This is a genomic window from Permianibacter aggregans (genome assembly GCF_009756665.1).
GTDB lineage: Bacteria > Pseudomonadota > Gammaproteobacteria > Enterobacterales > Permianibacteraceae > Permianibacter > Permianibacter aggregans.
Genome location: NZ_CP037953.1, coordinates 609,544 through 632,829, shown reverse-complemented (window position 1 = coordinate 632,829; position 23,286 = coordinate 609,544). Strand labels below are relative to the sequence as shown.

15 protein-coding genes and 1 tRNA gene are annotated in these 23,286 nt (G+C 55.4%); 9 read left to right on the top strand and 7 right to left on the bottom strand.

Features of this window, described 5'->3' with window-relative positions:
* Positions 1-245: 245 nt before the first annotated feature.
* From E2H98_RS02945 to E2H98_RS02935, 3 genes are all read left to right on the top strand, one after another.
* Positions 246-2,009: a vWA domain-containing protein gene (locus E2H98_RS02945; protein ID WP_157591218.1), complete on the top strand. Its 1,764-nt coding sequence runs from the start codon at positions 246-248 to the stop codon at positions 2,007-2,009.
* Positions 2,006-2,758 carry a hypothetical protein gene (locus tag E2H98_RS02940; RefSeq protein WP_133587637.1) on the top strand — a complete coding sequence of 251 codons (753 nt, stop codon included), beginning with the start codon at positions 2,006-2,008 and terminating at the stop codon, positions 2,756-2,758. The genes E2H98_RS02945 and E2H98_RS02940 overlap by 4 nt, the downstream gene beginning before the upstream one ends.
* Positions 2,759-2,909: 151 nt before the next feature.
* Positions 2,910-2,986, top strand: a tRNA-Asp gene (locus E2H98_RS02935).
* 189 nt (positions 2,987-3,175) lie between these two features.
* Here the strand turns inward: E2H98_RS02935 and E2H98_RS02930 are convergent.
* From E2H98_RS02930 to E2H98_RS02905, 6 genes are all read right to left on the bottom strand, one after another.
* A complete protein-coding gene (locus E2H98_RS02930; protein WP_232475455.1) occupies positions 3,176-4,402 on the bottom strand; it encodes a DUF3570 domain-containing protein in 1,227 nt (408 codons plus the stop codon).
* Positions 4,383-4,610: a DUF4266 domain-containing protein gene (locus E2H98_RS02925; protein ID WP_133587633.1), complete on the bottom strand. Its 228-nt coding sequence runs from the start codon at positions 4,608-4,610 to the stop codon at positions 4,383-4,385. Before E2H98_RS02925 ends, E2H98_RS02930 begins: the two co-directional genes overlap by 20 nt.
* Before the next feature lie 26 nt (positions 4,611-4,636).
* A complete protein-coding gene (locus E2H98_RS02920; protein ID WP_133587631.1) occupies positions 4,637-5,149 on the bottom strand; it encodes a TlpA disulfide reductase family protein in 513 nt (170 codons plus the stop codon).
* A gap of 50 nt (positions 5,150-5,199) precedes the next feature.
* Positions 5,200-5,820 (bottom strand): outer membrane beta-barrel domain-containing protein, encoded by a 621-nt coding sequence (locus E2H98_RS02915; RefSeq protein WP_133587629.1) that lies wholly within the window; start codon positions 5,818-5,820, stop codon positions 5,200-5,202.
* On the bottom strand, positions 5,790-6,611 hold the full coding sequence (locus tag E2H98_RS02910) for an SH3 domain-containing protein (RefSeq protein ID WP_133587627.1): 822 nt from the start codon (positions 6,609-6,611) through the stop codon (positions 5,790-5,792). Before E2H98_RS02910 ends, E2H98_RS02915 begins: the two co-directional genes overlap by 31 nt.
* A 92-nt stretch (positions 6,612-6,703) precedes the next feature.
* On the bottom strand, positions 6,704-9,403 hold the full coding sequence (locus tag E2H98_RS02905) for an HzsA-related protein (RefSeq protein WP_133587625.1): 2,700 nt from the start codon (positions 9,401-9,403) through the stop codon (positions 6,704-6,706).
* A 257-nt stretch (positions 9,404-9,660) separates the two neighbouring features.
* On the opposite strand from E2H98_RS02905, the gene E2H98_RS02900 reads away from it, so the two are divergent.
* The 6 genes from E2H98_RS02900 (at position 9,661) to E2H98_RS02875 (ending at position 19,760) form a co-directional block, all read left to right on the top strand.
* The gene (locus E2H98_RS02900) at positions 9,661-10,884 is read left to right on the top strand and encodes a hypothetical protein (RefSeq protein WP_133587623.1); all 1,224 of its coding nucleotides are present in this window, start codon (positions 9,661-9,663) and stop codon (positions 10,882-10,884) included.
* Between the two features lie 32 nt (positions 10,885-10,916).
* The gene (locus tag E2H98_RS02895) at positions 10,917-13,412 is read left to right on the top strand and encodes a LamG domain-containing protein (RefSeq protein WP_198325221.1); all 2,496 of its coding nucleotides are present in this window, start codon (positions 10,917-10,919) and stop codon (positions 13,410-13,412) included.
* Positions 13,413-13,431: 19 nt separating this feature from the next.
* Complete coding sequence (locus tag E2H98_RS02890) at positions 13,432-15,024, top strand: general secretion pathway protein GspF (protein ID WP_133587621.1); 1,593 nt, start codon at positions 13,432-13,434, stop codon at positions 15,022-15,024.
* A 105-nt stretch (positions 15,025-15,129) separates the two neighbouring features.
* Entirely contained in the window at positions 15,130-17,517 is a 2,388-nt protein-coding gene (locus tag E2H98_RS02885) for a penicillin acylase family protein (protein WP_133587619.1), read from the top strand.
* A gap of 409 nt (positions 17,518-17,926) precedes the next feature.
* On the top strand, positions 17,927-19,144 hold the full coding sequence (gene purT / locus E2H98_RS02880) for a formate-dependent phosphoribosylglycinamide formyltransferase (RefSeq protein WP_133587617.1): 1,218 nt from the start codon (positions 17,927-17,929) through the stop codon (positions 19,142-19,144).
* A 22-nt stretch (positions 19,145-19,166) separates the two neighbouring features.
* On the top strand, positions 19,167-19,760 hold the full coding sequence (locus E2H98_RS02875; RefSeq protein ID WP_133587615.1) for a YqaA family protein: 594 nt from the start codon (positions 19,167-19,169) through the stop codon (positions 19,758-19,760).
* Between the two features lie 19 nt (positions 19,761-19,779).
* Here the strand turns inward: E2H98_RS02875 and E2H98_RS02870 are convergent, their stop codons facing one another.
* Positions 19,780-23,283 (bottom strand): DUF6701 domain-containing protein, encoded by a 3,504-nt coding sequence (locus tag E2H98_RS02870; protein WP_133587613.1) that lies wholly within the window; start codon positions 23,281-23,283, stop codon positions 19,780-19,782.
* Positions 23,284-23,286 lie beyond the last annotated feature (3 nt).

Below are 23,286 nucleotides of genomic sequence, written 5' to 3'. Positions count from 1 at the left end.
TGTGGTCAAAAGACGCTGCATTACCGCCGAGAAACCATGGTGCTCACCGATTTCCGCGACTTTCCGAATGTAAGGTAGCCTAGTTTTTATTGGCCACGCGGTAACTTGCGCATTTGTGAACTACACTTGTCCAAGATATCCTCATGTTTAAGAAAAAGCCACACGTGTTTAGCACTTTAAGCACCCCTGTCGGCTCACGCCGAGTCCGGGCCAAATTGGCGCAGTCGTTTTGTTTTTGCGCTGTTTTGGCCGCATGGCCTTTTCTGCTTTTGGCGGCTGAACCGAACGGCCCGGAAGTCCATATCGTGGTCGATATTTCCGGCAGCATGAAGAAAAACGATCCCCAGAATCTGCGCATTCCCGCGGTTCGATTAGTCGCCAATCTAATGCCTAGCAACGCCCGTGCCGGGGTTTGGACGTTTGGTCAATACGTCAATAATCTGATTCCGCCACAGGCCGCCACGCCGGCTTTTCGCGAGCTGGCGACGGCAAAGGCGGCCGACATTTCCTCGAAGGGCTTATTCACCAATATAGGTGGCGCCATGGAGCGCGCCGCGAAACCTTGGCTTGGAAAAACGCAGGCCGGGCCACGCCATATGATCTTGCTGACCGATGGTGTTGTGGATATTTCCAAACAGGCCAGCGAAAACGCCGAAGCGCGCAACGACTTGCTGAATCGACTGCTGCCGCAGCTAAAGGCGGAGAACATTCGTGTTCATAGCATCGCGCTGAGCCACGATGCCGATCAGGTGCTGATGAAAAAACTGGCGCTGGAAACCGGCGGTCAATATCAATTGGCGGAAAATGCCGAACAACTTAACCGCTTGTTCTTGCGTCTTTTTGAGCAAACCACGCCGCGGGATTCACTGCCGCTGCGCGACAACCAGTTCAACGTCGATGAAGGCGCCGAAGAAATCACCATTCTGGTGTTCAAAGCGCCGGACGCCAAGCCGACCGAAGTGCGCACGCCAGATGGCGAGGTCCACAGCGTCCAGCAAAAGCCGGTCAGTTGGCGCTGGCATACCGAAACCCCTTATGACCTGATCACCATTCCCAAGCCCGCCGCTGGCGCTTGGCAAATCATTGCGGATGTCGACCCGGAAAACCGGGTGCTGCTGGTCAGCAAGCTCAGTATGGCGCTTGCTGAACTGCCGTCGGTGGTGCTGGCCGGTGAACAGCTGCAGCTCAATGCCCAGTTGCTCGACCAGGGCGCGCCGGTTGCCAATGCGGCGTTACTGCAAATGGTCAATGCCAATGCCCGTATCAGCGGAGAAGCCTTCCGGCGTGAGCTGGTGCTAAGGCCGGTGGCTGAAGCGCATTTCGTCGCGCCGTTTGAAGTGCCGGCGCTGGATATGGATTACACCGTCGAAGTCGAGATTTCATCGCCAACGTTTCAGCGTCTGCGTCGACTTTCTTTGAAAGGCGTCGCCACGCCATTGAAAGCATCGGTTTCGGTCGACGAAAGCGGTGTCGCGCAATTGGCGTTAACGCCAGAGCCGGATTTATTCCAACCAGGCTCGCTGCAGGTAACCTCAGAATTGGAAACGGCGGCTGGGCGTTCGCCGTTGACAATGGAGCGCAGCGAAACCGGCTTCCATGCAACGGTCGCGGCTGAACATAACGGCAGTTATCGATTGCATTACCGGGTTCAGGGCGTTACCGCAGCCGGTCGCGATGTGGTGCTGGAGATGCCCGCGTTGGAATGGCAGGTGACGGGGTTGGCGGAGACGCCAGCAGAACCAGCGGCGCAAGAAGAAACCCCTGCTGTCGTCGAGCCGGCGGTAACCGAGCCGGAAAACGAAAACCCCCCAGCGACCGAAACCAAGCCCGACGAAGTCACCACCGAACCAGAAGAGCACAGCTGGCAGTACTGGCTGGTTGTTGGTGTCGTCATCAACGTGGTGGTATTTTCGATTGTCGGCGGCATTTGGTGGTGGCTGCGCCGTCGCCAGCAACTGACCAATAAGCGCATTGCCGAAGAGTTGGGTGAGAGCGGGAAAACCACATGAGTCCCTCCTGGTTGTTGATTCTGGAGCTGACGCTGCCGATGGCCATTCTGGTTGCCATCATGGCCTGGTTGTTGTTTCGGCGACGTGGCACCGCGCACATCGGCGCGCAAGCGCTGCTAAAAGAAATCAAGGCGAACGAAGAAGCCAATCGCACGGCGCTGTCTCGCTATTTGAAAGACACGCTGCTGATGAATGCCGAGGAAGCGGAGAAGCACCTGACCAGCATCATGGCCAAGCGTCGGCAGTTTTTTAAGGCGGTGCTCGACAGCCACCTATCGCCGAGCAGCGACAGCATCGGCAAGTTGGAAAAGGCCCTATCGGAATTAACCAACGCCTACCACGCGCTGACGCCAGCAGCAGCCTATGGCAGCCCGACCGAAGTCATGAGCTCGGCACATGCCAACGATGTGCAATACCTGCGTGAAGAAAACGATCGCCTGAAAAAAGAAGTCTCCATTACCTTGGGCACGCTCAACAATATCTTCTCCGAGTATTCCGCCATGCTTGGCGAAGAAGGCGAGCGCAAGGACATGAAGGTAGAGGACATTCTGGCCAAGATGGAGTCGATGACCCAGGAAGTCGAACCCGAGCCCGAACCTGCTGAAGTGGCGCAGGCAGAGACGGTCAGTGCGGAAACAGCTGAGCCCGAAACCCATGCACCAGAAGGCGATGATGTCAGCTGGGATGATGCGTTTGCTGAAGCGGTGAGAAACCTGCCATCCGAAGACGAGGATGAGGACAATAAATAGGCTAGGGTATTGGTGCAATCCTTTGTTTCTGACCTCGACGATTTCGAGCGGAAACAAGCGTAAAAAAATCCTGATATTTCGCGTTGACAGTATGCCAGCTGCTGCGTATCATGCGCGCCTCTTGTTCGAGAGCACTCTCGAATGGGTCGATGGAGCGGTAGTTCAGTTGGTTAGAATACCGGCCTGTCACGCCGGGGGTCGCGGGTTCAAGTCCCGTCCGCTCCGCCATCGACTTCTCAGATTTTCCTCCCAGATTTTTTCCCGGTCCGCTGCTTTGTTTTAGCGCACGCATTCGCGCTGGAATAGCCGTGTCTGTTCAATTCATTTTGCACTGCCTTCATCATGCTATGAATGCAATGGAATCCCGGCGGATAAAAAAAGGCGCTCATTGAGCGCCTTTTTTTGTTTTCGGAAACGTCAGTATTTGTAAGTCAGGAATAATCGATACACTTGGGCATCGAATTCATACAGCGGCTCTTCGCCGGCGTTGAATGCACCCGGATTGCTGGTGTGTACTGTCAGATCACGAAAATCGTCGTAGCTGAACATCATGTGATCAACGAAAAAGTTCAGCATCAATTCGTGCTCGGCTGCATTCCATTTCAGCAACTTGCCAAGGTTCAGGGTGGCCCCCAAACCAAAGGTCGTGTTGTTGAACGTCGACATTTCTTTATCACGAGCACGGAAGTTCAGTTCGTTTGGCTCATCGAACAAATCGCGATAAAACGTCGACGCCGTTTGTTCGTAGTAACGATATTTACCTTCGATGGTCACCAGATCTTCAATCGGGTGAATCATTTTTAATTCGTAGTTGCTGGCTTCGATACCCCAGGTATCGGTGAAGAAGCGATATTCAGCGCGAATCGATGCGCGCCAGGGCAGGTAATACATCGCCCGCAAGGCTACGGCATCGGACGTGCGGGTATCTGGATAGAACTCGCGCTGTGTGGCATATCCGGTTCCTGATTGCGCGCTGCGAAAACGTACGGAACGATACGGATTGTTCAGCACCGAAATATCTTCGTCTTCGCGATTGGCCTGATCGGTAACGGTTTCAAAACCGAGACCCATAATCAGGTTGGTGGTGATCACCTGAGAAAAACTCAAGCGATAGTTCTGGCGTTTGACGGTGCCGATAATCGTGTTACCGACCAGCGCGCCATCGGTGTATTCGTTGCGACTGACCAAGTCATCGCCTTGCGCGTAGCCGAGCGAAATGGTGCTCAGATCACCGAAGAAATCCTGGCTGACACCGAAGAAAATGGTTTCAGCGGAGTAATCGGATTCTTCGCTGCTGGTATAGCCGGTGGAGAACGTCGTCTTGTTGTACAAGTAATCCGCGGAGAAGGAATATTCCTTGCGCTCTTCTTCGTATTCGCTGGCGCCGGATGTCAGCACGTCAATCGATGCAGAGGAAACGTTGTCGATGTAGTAGTTGGCACTGACCGATACTTTCTCCAGAAAGTTTTTGCGCACCAGCAGTGAGGGACCGCTGATGTCCATGCCGCCACCTTGATAAGAGTGAGCAAGCAAATCGGCACGTTCCTCCGGCAGTACGCCAGCGTGACTGGAAAACGCAAACGCCACGCTGATGAGCGTGGCGCCAATAATGCGCAAAAACGGTTTAGTTGCAGCCACAGCCACCGCCACCGCCTCCTTCTGCTCCGCGAGCACCTTCACGGGCCTGGTAAACATGATGCACGTAACCGGTCTGAATGGCATCGCGCTCGAACGACATGATCGGGTCGGCCAGGTTCTGGCGCTCGTACGGCTTCACCCACGGGTCGATGGCGCAGCCAGACAGGCCGAGCAGGACACCGCTGGCCAACAGCATTTTCGCGAACGTTTTCATGTTCAGACTCCTCAGCGACTGATGGTTTATTCACGCACCAGTTGCTTGATTTGCTCTTCGTACTGCACTTCATAACCCGGCTTGTAGCCGCGGTGCAGGAAGCGCATGTTGCCGTTGCGATCAACCATGACGGTGCTCGGCATCGCGTCAATATCGTACAGGCGGGAAATTTCGTTCTTGGCATCGAGCAGCACCGGGAACGAGACCTTGATGTCTTTCAGCAGCTTGTCAGCCAGTGCCGGGTCGTGATCGACGTTGACGCCGAGAATGGTGAAGCCGAGATCCTTGTAACGCTGATACATGTCTTCCAGCAGCGGCATTTCCTGACGGCAGGGGCCGCACCAGGAGGCCCAGAAGTTGATCATGACCACTTCACCGCGCAGGTCGGCTAGACGGGTGTTACCACCGCCACGGACCTTTAGCGTGAAATCCTTGGCCGGGCCGCTCAGCTCCTTGGCCTGGACCGAGGACACCACGAGACCACTGACAAACAACAGCATCAACAGACTGGTGGCAATGACAGCGCGACGGTTCGACATGGCAAAACAACTCCGGAAATTCAGCTTGTCAGCAAATACTAATGATTGACTTAGAAAAATACTGTGATGCTGGTGGAAAGTTCAAGGTTATTGATCAACTTGGTCTCACCGAGCAGCTCGTGTTCGAAGATATGGTCCTGAAAATCGACCGATATCGCCAGCCAGTCGAGCGGGATGAAGCGGTAGCCGGCGCCGGCGTGAACAGTGAAGTAATTGTCATCGGCAAACTGGGTGGCGCCAACACCTGCGGTCAGGTAGAAGGCTGAGTTGATCGCGGTGCCCTTGCCCCAGAATGCTTCACCATGGAACAGGTTGTAGCCGATGGCCAGGCCGTAATGGCTGTAATCGCGGTTTTCCAGCAATTGGGCGCCGCCGGACAAGCGCTCATAGCTGGTTTCCCCAGCTTCGCTTTGCAGGTATTGCACCGAGAAGAAGAAATCTTCCGAGACATGGTAATTGAGCTTCAGACCGACACTGGCTGCGGAACCGAAGTCTTCAATGCTGAGCACGCCGGCAGTAATGCCAAGCTCCAGATCATTGACGTCGATCAGGTCTTCATCGACCTCCTGACGCTCGACTTCCGGATCGTAGACCGGGTCGGCTGCCAGAGTTTGCTGGCCCAGCGTCAATAGCAGGGCGCTCAAAAGAATACGCTGAATCCGGCTTTCCATTCTTCCACTTTCTCATTGTCGTTGCGATCGGTCAGTACCACGTAGTTGTTGTATTCCATGCGGAATACCAGACGCGAGGCGAGATAGGTGCGCACGCCGACGCCTACGTGAACCAGGTTTTCTTGTCGATCTTCGGGTGTGATGATGGTGCCTTTCGGATCGATTTGAATGGCGCCGGCACCGAGCTGGAAATACGGTGAAAAACGCCATTGCGGAAACGGGTGATGAACAATATGGGCGGTGGCGAAATTGGTTTCGGCAAATCGCCCGAGGCTCTGGCCGAGTGTCAGCTCGGCGGAAATATTGTCGGCAAACTGCCAGGCGCCATAAATGCTGATCACCGGCGCGCCATCAAAATCGCCCGACATGACACCGAGCTCCCAATCGTACTCGGTGAAATCCTGCAGATTGGTTTGACTGATATCAACCGGCTGACCCTGTGGCGTCAGCGTACGAATCAGTTGATTGCGATGCACCCAGCCGGTGTAACCGCGTGGTGTGCGCACCAGAAACCAGTCGGTGCGGCGTTCAAGAATGTCGATCATCTGGCCGCGTTCGACTACCTGATGAATCGGATGGCCTTCGCTAGGTCCGGTATGGACATCGATATACGGGTCAGCGATGCGCAGACGCAACACTTCGTCGTCGTTATCGGTTTCCGCTACCGGTGCGTCAACCGTATCGACGGCGGCGGGGTTTTCGGTGGTCGGTTCATCGGCCGCCCACAATGTCGCCGAGGAGCAGCCAAGCGAAAAAACCAGCAAATGGAGGGTGGGGCGCCACAACGGCATGAACAGCAAACCTTTTATGAGTTTTCAGTTTGACGAGGGAATTCTGCCGGATTTTACGTGACTGCCGGCAGAGTTCCTACCCATCGTGGCGATTAATCTTCAGGAGCCTCGAACGGGTTGTTGTAATACTGGGCACCAATATCGAGCCATTCAGCAATCAGTTTCAACTCGGCATCGCTGAGCCTACCCTGATGGCTTCCACCAGCGGCGAACAGGTTGAAGAAGGCGGTGCTGTTACGCGCTGAACCGACTCGCATCGGTGGCGGTGGGGCATTGACCGGCGTGGTTACCACACACTCGTTGGTGACCGTATCCAAAATACCCTGGTTGCAGAGGAATTGACCGGGGTTGTTTGGATCGGGAATGGCCGGTGTGCGGGTTTCAATGGTGTCACCGATCAGGACGCCATTGTTATTGACCAGAGCCTGATCCTGGCGAAACAGCTCGACAAATGAGACAACGAAATCGGCGTTGACCGCCGACTGGTCGGCGACCAGTTCGATCTGGCCAGCTGGCACCTGTACAGCGCCGTTGGCATCGGCACGGCTATGGCAACTGGTGCAGGTGTCATCGCTGATGAGGTCGCCAGTTATCGGGTCGATAACCGAGCGGTCGTATAACCAGATGGGCTGAATATGGGCCACGTAATTGATCGTAGTCCGGCACAGATTATTCCAGTCCGACAGGCAGGCTGCGCTGGTTGGCGCCGCGGTCGTCAGGTCAGCGAACTGCCAGGCGAACGAGGGATCCTTGGCACGGACATTCGGATCGGTCCATTCATCGTCGAAAACGATATCGAGGCTAGGTGTACGCGGGCCATTGATACGGGTCCAGACTTGCGCCATGGTTTCGCCCATGTCGGCAAACAGCGCTGGTTCGGTATTCGGGAACGAGACACCCGTGGTTGGGGCGCCTGGATTGATTGAGGGAGCTTCAGCATCCTGGCGGCCATGCGGAGCCAGACTGGTCGCGGTATGGCAGCCATTGCACTGGCGCACTTCACCCGGTTTGACCTGCAACAGGTTGTTGTGGCGCTGGAAGCTGTTGATGCGCTTGCCTTCACCATCGAGCACCTGAATCGTGAACGCGACATTGGCCGGCACCTTGAACATCGCCGAACCATCCGGCTCGACTGGTACATAGCCAAGAATGTCTTGCATGCCGAACGCCTGGCTGAAACCAAATGCGCTGTTGTCGAAGTCGTAGACATCATCATCCGGCATCGATACTGGCTTCAGAATGCGCAGAAAGCGGGCCGGGCGCTGGGCAGCAGTGGTTTGGGCTGGATCGCGAACAGTGGTGATGCCTCCTGCTGCCGCGGTTATGTCGACACCATCCAGGTCGTAAACCGACTTGATATGGACGACGCCAACACCTTCCGCGACCAGATTGGCGTCCAAATCGACACCGGGAATGCCGTCCGGAATGAACGCTGGCCGAGTGGTTGGCAGTAACACCACCGGATCGGTCACCATTACGCCTTCTTCCGGCAGGAACAAAGGCACTTGAGTCTTGGTGTTCGGGTCGTAGAGATACAGACTAAACAGCGGTGGTGCTTCGACTACATCCGGGTCGGCCAGTAGTTCTTCGGTACAGGGGATAATGCGCTGATCAGGGGTGCCGGCATTTTCCAATAAACGGCACTGACTCCAGCTGACCAGGTAGCGACCAGTACCATCGAGCATTGGCTCGATGTCACGATAGCGGCCCGCCAGCGATGGCCCGCCATCGGTGGTAACGCCCGCCGGTGCCAGTGACACCTGAGCCGGGCCGGCCATACCTGCCATTGAGGCAATGGGCGTTTGAATATCGATGAAATTCTGGTGGTCGATAGCAATGAAATCACCACCCTCCAGTTCTGACTGGAACGGCCGAATGATCGACGCCACACGGCCGTCCTGCAGCCGTTTAGGCTTCAAAAACTGGATTTCGGCACCGTCAGTACCGCTCAGGTGACTGTGCAGACCGTACAGCAGATTCAGGTTACTGCCATCCGGATTGACGGTGTAAAAATGGATGCCGCGGCCGTTGCCGGTGTTGTCCCAACGCATGAATACGATGCGGCCATCGTCGAGCAGCGTCGGGTACATGTCATGACTCTGGTTGAACGTGATCTGGGTGATCTCGCTACCGTCTGGATTCATCACGTGCAGTGACATCGCCTCGACATTGCGATCTTCATCAAGGTGGGAAAATTGCGGTTTGCCTTCGTCGAGCAAAATGGCCTTGGCCAGACGCTGGCGGGTCGAGGCGAACACGATGCGGCCATCGGCGAGATAGGCCGGAGAAATATCCTGACCATCCTCGGCGACGATATCGGAGGCGATCACGCGGCGAACCATATCGCCAGTGCGGTCGTATTCCCAGATATTCCAGGTCGGTTGTTCGTCGTCGTCGGCATTGGGGATTTCCGGGGCACGCATGGCGAACAGCACTTTGGTGCCTTCGGCGTTGACGGAAACATCGCGGACGTCGTAAAGCTCGCCGTCCGGGAAAATCCCGGCCGTAAGTGAACGTTCGGTGGCACTCGGTGAAGCGCGATCGCGGATGAACAATTCAGCACTGACATCGCCGTTGAACGCAACCGGTTCACGGATGTCGCTGACGATCATATTGCCGTCTTCATCAAGCGGTATGCTGCGCTTGATGTAGACAACCGGGATATCAATGGCGACCGGGTCTGGCGCCTGTTCACCACTGGAGCCAAAGCCGCCATCACCACAGGCCGACAGCATCAGTGCGGCACTGCAGGCGAGTGCCAAGCGAATCCGAGAGGTCAAAAATGTTGCCATGCGTCACCAAATCAATTTTTGGAACATTTGTGCAGAGACTGCGACGTTGTCGGCATTATCGCCGTGCCGTGAGGCAGGTTCTGTGTGTGCAATCACGAAAGTCGTCGCTTGCTTTGATTAAAATCATCGAAAGCTTTGAGTATCGCAATACCCGTCATGGACATCGATCAAACCGATCGGACACGAGTAGTTGAGAACGGCATCACAATAAGCGATAGCAAGCGCACCGTCGAGTTCCCATGAATAGGACTAAAAACATGAACATCGTCGCCCCGAGTAAGGCTTCACCCGGAGCCCGGCCATGGCTGACCGCGACCCTATTGTTGACCTTGGCGGTCGGCAGCGCCGTGCAGGCTGGTCCCAGAGAACAGGCAAAACGGATTCATGATCGTCTGGCCGGTGTGCCTGCCAGCGATGCCGTCATTGACAGCATGGCGGCCAAAATCAGCGCCAATGATGTTATCGGTGCCGCCAATGAGGCGATGGAACATCGAGCCTTTTATGACGTGACGCTGAAAAACTTCGTCACGCCGTGGACCAACCGTGACGCCAACGCCTTTGCGCCATTGAACGATTACACGGCTACCGTAATCGGTATGGTTCGAGATAACGAAGATTTTCGCACCGTGCTGTACGGCGACATTATCTATACCGGCAGCGGCTCTGGTGTGCCCGCCTATTCCAATACCAGCAACGCTCATTATGAATACCTGGAAAACAACAACATCAATTTGAAAGATGCCTTGCAAAAGCGGGTGCAAAGTGCCGTAACGGGCATGCCGAGTGCCGCAACCGCAGGCGTCATCACCACCCGTGCTGCTGGCCGGGCGTTTTTCATCGACGGTACCAACCGGGCGATGTTCCGCTGGACCCTGATGAATCACATGTGCAACGACCTGGAACAGGTTGCTGACACCACCTATATCCCGGACCGCATTCGTCAGGATGTGACCCGCTCGCCTGGTGGCGACAGCCGGGTGTTTCTGAACAACTGCATCGGCTGCCATAGCGGCATGGATCCGCTGGCCGGTGCTTACGCCTATTACGACTACACCTATCCGGAAAACGATATGGAAGCCGGCCAGGTGGTGTATCACGATATCGGCACGATCAATGAAGTGACCGGTACCCGGGTCGATCCGAAATACCACAACAACAACGCCAACTTCCGTCCGGGGTTCATCACCGTCGATGATTCCTGGGCCAATTATTGGCGCAAGGGCAACAACCAGGTGCTCGGTTGGGACAGCTCATTGCCGGGTTCCGGCAACGGTGCCAAGAGCATGGGCATGGAGCTCGCGCATTCGGAAGCGTTTGCCCAGTGCCAGGTGAAAAAAGTGTTCAAGGCGGTCTGTTTGCGCAATGCCGTTGACAGTACTGACCGCAATCAAATCGATCAAATGGTCAGCAGTTTCAAAGCCAATAACTATCAGCTCAAGCGGGTATTCGCCGAATCGGCGAATTACTGCAAAGGCGAATGATGGTATCGACAGAAGAACGCGGAGAAATGATCATGAATAAGATTCAAGCGCTTTTGCCGATGCCATTATCGATGAAATGGCTGAAAACGCTGGCAATGGCTTCCGGCCTCACGCTGCTTGCCGCCTGTAGTGGTGGCGGTGCCTCGGTCGAGGAAAACAACAATTCCGGACAGCCGAATCCAGGCACCAACTACAGCGGTCCGCCGCCGCAGTCGGAAGATGTGCAACGATTCAAACTGGCAGTCTGGGACAATCTGGTGCGTGCCGACCGCTGCGGTTCCTGCCACGGCACCGGTGGTCAAACGCCACAGTTTGTCCGCACCGATGACATCAACCTTGCGTACGCGGCGGCCAATACCGTCGTCAATCTGAGTCGCCCCGCCGAATCGCGGATGGTGATCAAAGTCGGTGAAGGTCACAACTGCTGGTTGGCCAGCAATGGTGCCTGTGCCGATACGATCACCAGCTACATCACCAACTGGGCCGGCGGCTCGGTAGGCGGTGGCGCCACTGAAGTGGTGCTGACGCCGCCAGACAACATTTTCATGCCGGGCGATGCCCGCAGTTTCCCTGCTGACAGCAGCCTGTTTGCCTCGACTGTTTACCCAGTTCTGGAGCAGTATTGCTCGCGCTGCCACAGCGACACGGCCGGTAACGCGCAATCACCGTTCTTTGGCAGTGACGATATCGATCTGGCGTATTCCGCCGCGCAAAGCCGTATCAATCTCGACAACGTACCACTGTCGCGTTTGGTCGTGCGTTTGCGTTCGGAATTCCACAACTGCTGGAGCAATTGCACCGAAAATGCCAACACGATGGAGCAGGCAATTCAGTCCTTCGTCGACGGCATTCCGCTGACCGAAGTCGATCCGGATTTGGTGATTTCTGCCGCCAATCGTTTGGTGGATGGCATTGTTGCCAGCTCCGGTGGCCGTCACGATGCCAACGCCATTGCCCGCTGGGAATTCAAAACCGGTTCCGGCCCGATTGCCTACGACACCAGCGGTGTCGAGCCTGCGCTGAACCTGACCATTTCCGGCGGCGTCGAGTGGGTTGGCGGCTGGGGTCTGCAATTCACCAATGGCCGCGCCCAAGGCTCAACGGCCAACAGCAAAAAACTACACGATTTGATCAAGGCCACCGGCGAATACTCGGTTGAAGCCTGGGTGGCGCCAGCCAACGTCGTGCAGGATGGTCCGGCCCGTATCATCAGCTATTCAGCCGGTGAAGATCGCACCAACTTCACGGTTGGCCAAACGGCCTACAATTATGAATTCCTGATGCGTCACGCCAACACCGCCGGTGATGGTATGCCTGCATTGGCGACCGCTGATGATGACGAACGTCTGCAGGCCACTTTGCAGCACGTGGTCATGACCTACGATCCGATCAACGGTCGTCGCATTTACGTCAACGGTGAATTCACCGGTGACATGGACGACGAAGATCCGGGTCATTTGAATGACTGGGACAGCACGTTTGCTTTCGTGCTCGGCAATGAAACCGATGGCCAGTTACCGTGGGCCGGTATCGTCAAGCTGGTGGCGATTCACAATCGCGTACTCAGCGACGAACAAATCGCTCAGAACTTCGAAGCCGGTGTCGGTGAGCGTTACTTCCTGCTGTTCAACGTCTCGCATCTGCTCGACGTGCCAGAGTGCACGGTCAACTCAGTGCCGCAGTGTTACATCGTCATCGAAGTCAGTCGCTTTGACAGCTATGGTTACCTGTTTGATAAACCGTTCTTCGCCAGTCTGAACAGCGCCGCCAGCTTCAGCGATATTCCGGTGCAAAGCATGCGCATCGGTATCAATGGCCGTGAAGCGCCGGTTGGGCAGGCTTACGCCAATATCGATGTGGAAATCAGCCAGGCCCGACAAGATCTGTCGACGCTCGGCACCGTGGTCGCGCTGGAAAAAGGCCCGTCTGCTGACGAGTTCTTCCTGACTTTCGATCGCATCGGTGCCCACACTCATGTTCGTCTTGACCCGGTGCCGCCAACACCGCTGCCGCCAGCCGATGGCGATCCAGTATCGGCAATCGGTGTGCGCACGTTTGATGAAATCAATGCGTCGATGAGTGTGCTGACCACTGTAGAGCAGACCGATCCGAATGTGCAGGCACTGTTCCAGACCATTCGTCAGGGCTTGCCGAACGACGAACTGATCACGACATTCAGTGCCGCGCACCAGATGGGTATCACTCAATTGGCGATTCAGTACTGCAACGCGCTGGTCGAAGACACGACAAAACGCAGTGCCTATTTCCCTGGCTTCAATTTCTCGGCGCAACCGGGCGTCGCTTTCAATGCGACGGGCCGCAACCAGATTCTCGATCCATTACTGGCTCGGATTCTTGGCGTGAACATCAGTTCGCAGCCGACGGATGCCAGTGTCCGCACCGAACTGAACGCGTTGATTGATCAGTTGTCGGTTTGTGGCACCAGCTGCCCGGCCAACAAAACCGCCAGTATTGTCAAAGCTGTCTGTGCCGCCGGAATCGGTGGTGCTGCGATGCTCGTGCAGTAACGCGAGAGGAGATGCCAACATGAAAAAAATGCCATTCAATCCGCTCGATCCTGATGCACCGTTACTGCACCCGGATCACCCGCGTCCGAAATCGCGTCGTGATTTTTTGCGTGCCGGTTTGATCTCTGGTGTCGGCACCGTCATGGGCCCGACCATCTTCAGCATGTTTGCCAATCCGCGTGCGGCGTATGCGGCGCTGTCGCCAGATCTTGATGGTCTGCGCGCCGGTTGCGGTATCACCGTTGCCGGTGCCGGTAAAATCCCGTTTATCTGTATCGATTTGGCGGGCGGTGGCAATATCGCCGGTTCGAACGTGCTGGTCGGTAAGCAGGGCGGACAGCTTGATTTCCTGACCACCGAAGGCTACGCCAAACTCGGCTTGCCCGGCGACATGGTGCCGTCAGTCAATGATCCGGTGACCAATCTGCCGCATTACAACACTGAGCTCGGTTTGGCGTTTCATTCCGACAGCGCTTTCTTGCGCGGTATTCTGGAAAAAACCTCGCCAGCGACACGCGCCAATATCAATGGCGCGGTAATTCCGGCCCGTTCTGAAAACGATACCAGCAACAACCCGCATAACCCGATGTACGGCTTGGCCAAATACGGCGTCAAAGGCGAGTTGCTGACCACTATTGGCACTTCAACCTCGGAGTCGGGCGGTAACTCGATGGCGCCGATGGCGATGATGGACCCAACCGCGCGGCCGACCAAGATCGACCGTCCTTCTGATGTTACTGGCTTGGTTGATGTCGGTGATTTGGTCGGTTTACTGCAGCCGGACGAAGCGCTGAAGGTGATGGAGTCGGTGTATCGCTTGAGCGACCAGAAAATGGGCCGGGTCAACACCAATCTGTCGACTGATGCCATCGTCAAGAACATGGTCAAGTGCGGCTACTTGAAGAGCGCCGATTTGTTCGACCGTTTCGGCACGACACCAATCGGTCCGCTGGAAGATCCCGATATCGTTGGCGCCACCGGGGTATTCTCAGCGGAAGACATGGGTGATCGCGAGTTCTCGAAAACTGCCTCGGTCATGAAGCTGGTCATGAATGGCTATGCCGGCGCCGGCACCATTTCGATGGGCGGTTACGATTACCACGGTCAGGGCCGCTCCACCGGCGAAGTGCGCGATTTGCGCGCTGGCCGTTGCATGGGCGCAATTCTCGAATATGCGGCGCGGCTCAATATGCCGGTCATGCTGTACGTGTTCTCCGATGGCGCCTTGTCCTCGAACGGTATGGTCGACAACTCGGTCGATGGTCGTGGCAAATTCATGTGGGCCAGCGACAACCAATCGACGGCCGCGTCGTTCTTCCTGGTTTACAACCCGAATGGCCGGCCACAATTGATGGGAGCCTCGCCGACCGAGCAGGCTCGCAAGCAACAAATCGGTTATTTCCGCGCCAGCGGTGATGTCGAAAGCTCGTCCAGTCCGGCGGCCAATAACGTCAATCTGCTGGTGGAAACGGTGCTGTTGAACTACATGGCCTTGCATGATGAGCAGGACCAGTTTTCAACGGTGTTTCCAACCAACGGACTCGGTTCCGGCGGCGTGCTCGATTCACTGATCGCGTTCCAGCCTATCGTCAACGGCCGCATTGGCGGATAACACTTTTCTTCATGCATTCAACGCGCTCTTCGGAGCGCGTTTTTTTTATCTGGCAAATGACGCTAGACTGTGGTCTTTTCCAGACCATTGTTCCCACCACCGACCATGAACCCTTTTTTCCGCTGGACCTTGCGCATTGTGGTGTTGCTCTTTGTCGTGCTTGGAGGCGTTAGTCTCTGGGCCTACTGGGAGTTGAAAGCGAGTTTGCCTATCCTCGATGGCAGCATTCCGCTGGCGCAAGTGGAACAGCCCATCACCATCGAACGTGACGCCAACGGCACCGTTACCATTACTTCTGAAACCCGGCGCGATGTTGCTCGCGGTTTGGGTTTTGTGCACGGCCAGGAGCGTTACTTTCATATGGATTTGATGCGTCGACGCGCCGCGGGTGAATTGTCGGCACTGGTTGGCAAGGCGGCGCTCGACGTCGACAAGGAAATCCGCCGCCATCAACTACGAATGCGTGCCGAAGCGGTGGTGGAAAAATTATCTGATGAGGAAAAACTGTTATTGGCGGCCTACGTCGAAGGCGTCAATGAAGGGCGGCAAAAACTCGGAAACGAACCCTTCGAATATAAAATTCTCGGTACCGATCCAACGCCATGGCAGGCTGCTGATTCGATTCTGGTTGCCTACTCAATGTATTTGGTTCTGCAGCATTCCGATGTCGATAAAGAGCTGACCCGGTTGCGCGTAAAGAAAGCGATACCAGAGCCGTTGTTCACGTATCTCGATGCCAAAGGATCAATCTGGGATGCACCGCTCTGGGGTGAGCCAATGCCGCTGGTGGCAATGCCGAGTGCCGAGCAATTGCCGAATTGGCAACCAAAAATCGATTTGCCATTGGATTTCAATCGACGCGCCGAATCGGTGTTTCCCGGCAGTAATAACTGGGCTGTGGCGGGTAATTTGTCGGTAACCGGTAGTGCCATTCTGCAAAACGATATGCACCTTGGTTTGCAGGTGCCCAATGTCTGGTTTCGTGCTTCGCTCATTTATCAACAACCGGAGTCGATTCGCATGACCGGCGTAAGTCTGCCCGGTGTGCCGCTGATGATTGCCGGCAGCAACGGGAATATCGCTTGGGGCTTCACCAACAGTTATGGCGATTTCAGTGATGTCGTGCGTTTGGAACAACCAGATGAACATCACTACCAAACGCCGGATGGTTTGCAGCCGATCGAGAAAGTCACTGAAGTCATCGAAATCAAAGGCGAAACAGCGCTGGAATTTGTGTTTGAGAAAACCCGTTGGGGACCGGTATTGCATCAGGATGCCGACGGCACTCGTTACGCGTTCCGCTGGCTCGCGCATGATGTCGAACACACGATGAATTTTGGTTTGTTGAATATCGAGAAATCGAAATCCGCTGCCGACGCCGTGCAATTGGCGCAAGTCACGCGCATGCCATCGCAGAATTTTTTGGTGACGGATAATGAGGGCAATATCGCCTGGACGATTATCGGTGCCATTCCCAAACGCAATGGCTGTGAGCCAGACTTGCCGATTTCATTGGCCAATGGTCATTGTGCCTGGCAGGGCGTCACCGAACCGGAGCAATACCCGTTGGTCATGAATCCGGGACATGGCCGTTTGTGGACGGCCAACAATCGCGTCGTGTCCGGCGAGGCGCTGAAAGTGCTCGGCGATGGTGGTTACGATTTGGGCGCGCGTGCGAAGCAAATTCGTGAAGGCCTGTTCGCCAAATCAACATTCACCGAACAGGATTTGCTCGACATTGCACTCGATCACCGCGGCGTGCTCCTGGAAAAATGGCGGGATCGTTTGATCGCGTTGTTGTCGGCTCGCCATGGCGAAGAAAATCCCTTGTTTGATGCGCTGATGGATCAGCTGAAATTCGAAAAGAGCCTGCAGGCCAGTGACAGCGCCGTCGCTTACCGAATTGTTCGTGCCTACCGTTACATGTTGCGTGACACCTTGTATCGGGCCTGGCTGCAGCCGGTTTATGAAAGCCATCCGGATTGGCGAGTTGGCCACCTGAGCAATCAGTGGGAGGCGGTATTGACCGATGTGCTCGACAAGGAACCTGCGCATTTTCTGCCAGCGCCTTTCAAAAGCTGGCAGGAGTTGCAGCTGACCGTGCTTTCCGCCACGTTGGACGATCTGGGTATCGATACGCCACAGGATTTTCTGAACAAGACCTGGGGTGAGCGCAACCGCGCCAGCATTCGTCATCCATTGAGCCGCTTTATTCCGATTGTCGGCAAATACCTCGATGCGCCGTACACGCCGATTATGGGCGATGCCAATATGCCGCGAGTTGCGGCACCAACCTTTGGCGCATCGGAGCGTATGGTGGTATCTCCAGGTCACGAAGAGCGCGGGATTTTCCATATGCCGGGCGGCCAGAGCGGCCATCCGCTGTCACCGTTTTATCTGGCTGGGCATGACGATTGGTTGCATGGCAGGCCAACGCCGTTCTTGCCGGGAGAGACGGTGTATACCTTGAAGTTGGTGGCGCAGCAGCGGTGAGGTTGTGTTTGATCGAATCTTTCTGGTGCCTAGCGCAACCCAATGTCTTTCGACTTTTGCGTTTGCCGGTTCTCGGACCGGCGACCGAGGTACTTTCTCTTGTTCGCGCAAGAGAAAGTACCCAAAGAGAAGCGCGCCCCGAAGCGCCAGGAAAGTTATTCTGCTTCGACTAGGCCGTTCCGGCAACGAGCATTCTCTGGCTCGGGCCGCACTGACGCGGCATCCATGCCTTATCAGTGCTATGCCAGCTGTCCCTGCTGGCATACCCGGCCTACGAACGCTCGTTGCCGGCTGGCGCATACGGGGCCCCGTTTTTTCTTTTCTGGTGTTTTTGGCTTCGACAAAACAAGACGATCAATTTTTTAATCTTTTTTAAACGGATTGGTTTTACAAAAATGAGTAATTCACTATGACAACTATCGGAACACCATTAACCGCTAACGCCACCCGCATCATGATGCTCGGTTGCGGTGAGCTCGGAAAAGAAGTGGTAATCGAGCTACAACGTTTCGGCTGTGAGATCATTGCCGTTGATCGCTACGCCAAAGCGCCGGCGATGCAGGTCGCTCATCGTTCGCATGTGATCAATATGCTCGATGGCGCCGCGTTGCGTGCGGTCGTGGAACAAGAAAAACCGGCGTTTATCGTGCCGGAAATTGAAGCGATTGCGACCGATTCTTTGCTGGAGCTGGAAAGCGAAGGCTACACAGTGATTCCCACCGCGCGTGCCGCGAAGCTGACGATGAATCGTGAGGGAATTCGCCGCCTCGCCGCCGAAGAGCTTGGCTTGCCGACGTCTCCCTATCAGTTTGCTGATGATGAAGCCTCGTTTCGGGCAGCGGTGAAAACGGTTGGGATGCCTTGTGTCGTCAAACCGATCATGAGCAGTTCCGGCAAAGGCCAAAGCGTAATCAAAGCAGAAGGCGATATTGATCATGCCTGGCAGTACGCGCAGGAAGGTGGCCGTGCCGGCAAGGGCAGGGTGATTGTCGAAGGTTTTGTTGATTTTGATTATGAAATCACACTGCTGATCGTGCGTTCGAATTCCGGCACGCAATTCTGTGCGCCAATTGGTCATGTTCAAGTCGATGGCGATTACCGCGAATCCTGGCAGCCGCAGCCGATGTCGGAAAAAGCCTTGGCAGAATCGCAACACATCGCAGCGAAAATTACCGAAGCGCTCGGTGGTCGCGGCATCTTTGGTGTTGAGTTATTCATCAAAGGCGACAAGGCGATATTTTCCGAAGTCAGTCCGCGACCGCACGACACCGGGTTGGTGACGCTGGTATCGCAGGAGTTATCCGAATTTGCTTTGCATGCCCGAGCCATTCTCGGCTTGCCGATTCCGATCATTCGTCAGTGGGGACCGAGTGCGTCATGTGCGATGTTAATCGAAGGCGACTCGCAGTCAGTACAGTTCGGTAACCTTGCGGAGGCGATGAAGGCACCGGATACCCAACTTCGCTTGTTTGGCAAGCCGGAAGTCAAAGGCAAGCGACGTATGGGCGTTGGCCTGGCGCGTGGCGATAGCATTCAGGATGCTCGCGACAAAGCATTGAATGTGGCGACCACGGTTAGTGTTGCTGGTGGTGCGGTAAAAAACGTTTCTTATCCAAGCAAGCGCTAAACAAGCAACAGGGCGCGTCCGGGTGAAATGGCTGGAGAGTTTCTATCGCCAGGTTTTTGAAACGCGTTATCCATGGACGGTGCTGGGTGTGTTTTCATTTCTGGAAACAACGATTCTGCCGATTCCGCTGGAATCCGTTCTGATCCCTTTTCTGATTCGTAATCGCGATAGGATGTTGCGAACCGCCGCGGTCGTAACCATTACCTGCCTGTTGGGTGCCAGCTTGTTTTATCTGGTTGGCGCTTACCTGATGCAGTGGCTGGGGCAGCCGATCATCGAATGGTTTGCCTCGCCGGATGCTTATAAAAACATGCGCGAGATGTTGCGCGATCATGGCTTTCTTTTTGTTTTGGCGACTGGCATTTCACCCATTCCGTTTCAGATCGGCATGCTGGCAGCCGGAGCGGGTGACTATTCGTTCTGGCTTTTCTTGCTGGCTGCAAGCATCGCGCGCGCCATCCGATATTTTGGCCTGGTGTGGCTGGTGCATCACTACGGCGATGAGGCCGAAACACTGTGGCAGCGGAATAAATTAAAAGCCGGTTTGTGGGCGCTGCTAATCGTGCTGTTGTTTTACCTGTTCGGCCGCGCCATACAAGCCTGGTTGATGGCGTGAGTCCTCATCGATAATTGTTTTACGGAATGATTGGCGGCCGTTGCTCGCGCCAATAAATCACCCGATCCGAGCCCCGATAGCGGCCGAACGTCGCGACGCCGGTAGTGGTTGCATCGTTACTACCATCATTGTTCCAGTCAAACTGCAACCATACTGGCGGCGTGTAAATCACATTGACGCTGCCGACATTTCCCGTTCCGGGTGCTGTCAACAACAACGGGTTGGCGCCTGTGCTGGCTCCCGTCTGCATGGTTTGCTCCGAGCTTGGGCCGGCAACCGGGGTTAGCGTTGCGCTCATTGAGCCATCAGCAAGGCTGGCATTGCTGCCGAGGTAAGTTGTGCAGTTATCGGCGGCATTTTGTCGATAACGAGTCCCGTCAAAATATTCGGCACGCAGAGGAATGGGTAATGGTAGTTGTTCCGGACCGTAAGCATTCTCCACGCGCAATCGACCGAGACGATATTCACGAGCAACGGAGATCTCAGAGCTACCGGTCGCGCCATCGGAGTCAGTTACGGACAGTTGCGCGCTGACCTCGTAGGGCGCTCTTGGGCTGTTGAAACGGTACTGCAAATCGTTCGGGACGAAATTGCTGATACCGACCAGAAAACCTAATTCGGCGCTGCTGAAAAAATCGCCATCGCTCGCTGCAACGGCACCGGAGAAGTCGGCAAACACCGGTTCTTCGCCATTCAACTTGGCGTACGCACCGTGATAATTGGTCAGCACCTGGCCTGCTTTGTTGACGGCCCGAATGCTGGCGCCGAATGGAATCAGTTGCCCGGGTTTTATCGGCGCTGTAGCTAAGCCCGCATAGGTAAAAGGCGTGGTGGTAGTGGGCACATCGCAGGCGGCCTCGTAAACCAAATCGGTAATGTCGTAGCGATAGGGGTAGATGCGACCGATCGGTGCGCTGCTGGAAACCGGCAGCGGTATCCCGAAATAGTTGTTGGCAATACTTGTTGAAATTAGGAAGCGACCCGCTTCGGAAAGCGTTTGATTATTCAGCGTGACGGTGCCATTGGTGGTGATTTCGATGTTGTCATCAACACCAAGCGCGCCATCGACGAGCAAGTCTGAATCGCTTTCGCGTTGGTGCGTCAGTTCAAAATCAACATGCCGAAAATTCGGTGTCGGCAGATTGTCGCAGAGTTCCGTACCGGTTTCGCCATCGGCTTGCCATGCACGCGCGCTGATGCGCAACGGAAAACTCTCACCAGCTCGTTGATAGCCCGGACAATTGGCGTCATCGCAACTGGGGAGAGGTGTCGATGGCGAAGCAAATGTCATTGCTTCGACGCAGAAGCCGGCTGGAACGGCAACATCATAGCTGTCTCCGCTTAGCACCAGTCCATTGTCATTATTGGCGGCGCTGCCTTGGTAATGGGCATACAGGCGAATCTCGCCGGCATCCGGATAATGAGCATGAATTTGCGCCTCGCCGTTGTTGTTAAAATTCAAAGTTATCGGTGTGCGGCTGGCAAAGCTTTGTCCGATGCTGGTCAGCGCAGGGGTACTGGTATCGCGAACGGACATTGCCGCAGAACCGGATGCCGGATTCTGATAGTTCGAATAAAAACTAACCGTGCGACTACCGGTAAATGCCGGTGCACAGCTTTGTGTTGTGTCATCTTTTTTCACCGCACGAATGTTAAAAGCGTTACTCGGTTTGTTGCTGGTGAGTGTAGGCATGTTGAAATCAAGGCCGGCGTCTTGCCAAACAATCGAACACGGCGATACACCATTGCACGTGATTTGTGAAAACGGTTTTATCGGCACCGAACTGTTGGTGACCGTGAATGTGGTTTGAGCGCCAATCGTCGTTCGGCTGAAATAGAATTCACCGATACCATTGGTCAGCGTATAAGGCTGCGAGCCTTGCCAGCCGCTCGGACCGAGATTAACGCTCACGTTGCCGTTGTAGGTGCTTGTGCAGTTTGCATCCATACAGGCACGCACGCGCATGAGCGTCGGTTTGCAAGTAAGCGGCGTTTCCAACGGCGTGAAGTCGAAATGATCAATCTGTTCAGTAATTGGATCCATCTGTAATGCGCAAACGCCGAGATTATCTATCTCATGAATATTATTGGAGCCACCGGTGGAACCGGTCAGTGACAACAACAGGTTTTCCGGCAATGCCGCCTGGCCAGTTGCCGTGGCGATGTTGGCAATGGAAATTAGATTGGAATAGTTGTTGCCGGTGCCAGTAGTGTCACGGTCAACGGTAACGGGAATTACGTTGGTGCGGGCGTCGATGCGAATCCGATAACGGTGGCCGCTGCTATTTTGATCGACACCGGGAGACAGTGAATTGGTGCCAGCGATATAACGATAACCCGAGGTGCCGCTGCCAGAGCCGCGTACCGCAATGGCGTCGGTACGAAAGCCTGGACCGGCAACACGGCATTCTCCGTTGGTCGAGTAATTGCCGTACTCATCCAGGCCGATGCCAAGCCAGCCGCCGGCAAAACCGTCGATACCGCAGCGCTGTGCATAACCGAGCGAGCCACCATAGCCACCCGGCTGCGGAGTGGTTTCGGCGTCGGAAAGAATAATCGCAATACCATCAGCGCCGTTGCCACCATAGGCATACATGATGAATTCCAGTTCGACGTAATTACCGGCACCTGGGAATACTCGCTGCAAAGTCGCTGCGGTGGCCGCGTTGCTGCTGGCATTGGTCAGTCGCAACCGGTTATTGATAATTTGTGGTGATCCGAAAGAACCTGAGCTGAAGGCGACTGCCCAATCGCTACCGACTCCCGACGCGCGATTGAAATCATCAGCGAAGCAGCTAAATGGGGTGCCCGGAGCGATGATCACGGTTACTGCCGACCATTCGTCAAACCAGTAATTGGCATCGGTCGAGCCGGAAGGTCCGGTGGAGCTGCGTGGAAAATGCCACATCGCACCAGATACCCCATTACTGCTGCCACCGGTGGTTCGGTGCGACCAAGCGGGAATGCGACCGGTGGTGGCGAGCGTAAATGACTCGTTGCCATCATCCCCAGCAAAATACGCCAAGGCGTAGCTGTCGGCGGTAGTCACATCGACCGACGGTGCCGTGGCTGTCCACCACCAATCGCTGTTGCTGCCATAAGCGGCAATCGGATTCGACGGGTCGGCGCCGCGCAGAGTCGACACCCCCAACACCGCACGACCATCGTCGTCAAAGCTAAAGGTTTGATTGCCGAGTCCGCCGGTCGGCACGATTCGATACCAGAGTTGATGGCGTACACCGTCGTTGGTCAGATTGAACACGGCGGTCCAGCCCGATGGCGGGATGCCAAAGTTGTCCGAACGCACCGTCAGGTGCGCCAGCAACAAATCGCCTTCCTGGGTGCCACTCGCCGGGGTGACGGTCAGGCTGGTGGCGCTGTTGCTCGTGGCGACCTCTACGTCCTGACCGATATAACTGACTGCGGCATCTACTGGCTGACTCAGCAGCAATACCGAAAGAACGCCGAAAATCATCGGTCGTGTATTGGCGAGTATGCACCAAAATTTCAGAACTACATGCATGGT

Bases quoted from the DNA above. Each gene is read 5' to 3' on its own strand.
- E2H98_RS02940 (WP_133587637.1), top strand. From the start codon at position 2,006: ATGAGTCCCTCCTGGTTGTTGATTCTGGAGCTGACGCTGCCGATGGCC.
- E2H98_RS02925 (WP_133587633.1), bottom strand. From the start codon at position 4,610: ATGAAAACGTTCGCGAAAATGCTGTTGGCCAGCGGTGTCCTGCTCGGC.
- E2H98_RS02920 (WP_133587631.1), bottom strand. From the start codon at position 5,149: ATGTCGAACCGTCGCGCTGTCATTGCCACCAGTCTGTTGATGCTGTTG.
- E2H98_RS02915 (WP_133587629.1), bottom strand. From the start codon at position 5,820: ATGGAAAGCCGGATTCAGCGTATTCTTTTGAGCGCCCTGCTATTGACG.
- E2H98_RS02910 (WP_133587627.1), bottom strand. From the start codon at position 6,611: ATGCCGTTGTGGCGCCCCACCCTCCATTTGCTGGTTTTTTCGCTTGGC.
- E2H98_RS02905 (WP_133587625.1), bottom strand. From the start codon at position 9,403: ATGGCAACATTTTTGACCTCTCGGATTCGCTTGGCACTCGCCTGCAGT.
- E2H98_RS02900 (WP_133587623.1), top strand. From the start codon at position 9,661: ATGAACATCGTCGCCCCGAGTAAGGCTTCACCCGGAGCCCGGCCATGG.
- E2H98_RS02895 (WP_198325221.1), top strand. From the start codon at position 10,917: ATGAATAAGATTCAAGCGCTTTTGCCGATGCCATTATCGATGAAATGG.
- E2H98_RS02890 (WP_133587621.1), top strand. From the start codon at position 13,432: ATGAAAAAAATGCCATTCAATCCGCTCGATCCTGATGCACCGTTACTG.
- E2H98_RS02885 (WP_133587619.1), top strand. From the start codon at position 15,130: ATGAACCCTTTTTTCCGCTGGACCTTGCGCATTGTGGTGTTGCTCTTT.
- purT (WP_133587617.1), top strand. From the start codon at position 17,927: ATGACAACTATCGGAACACCATTAACCGCTAACGCCACCCGCATCATG.
- E2H98_RS02870 (WP_133587613.1), bottom strand. From the start codon at position 23,283: ATGCATGTAGTTCTGAAATTTTGGTGCATACTCGCCAATACACGACCG.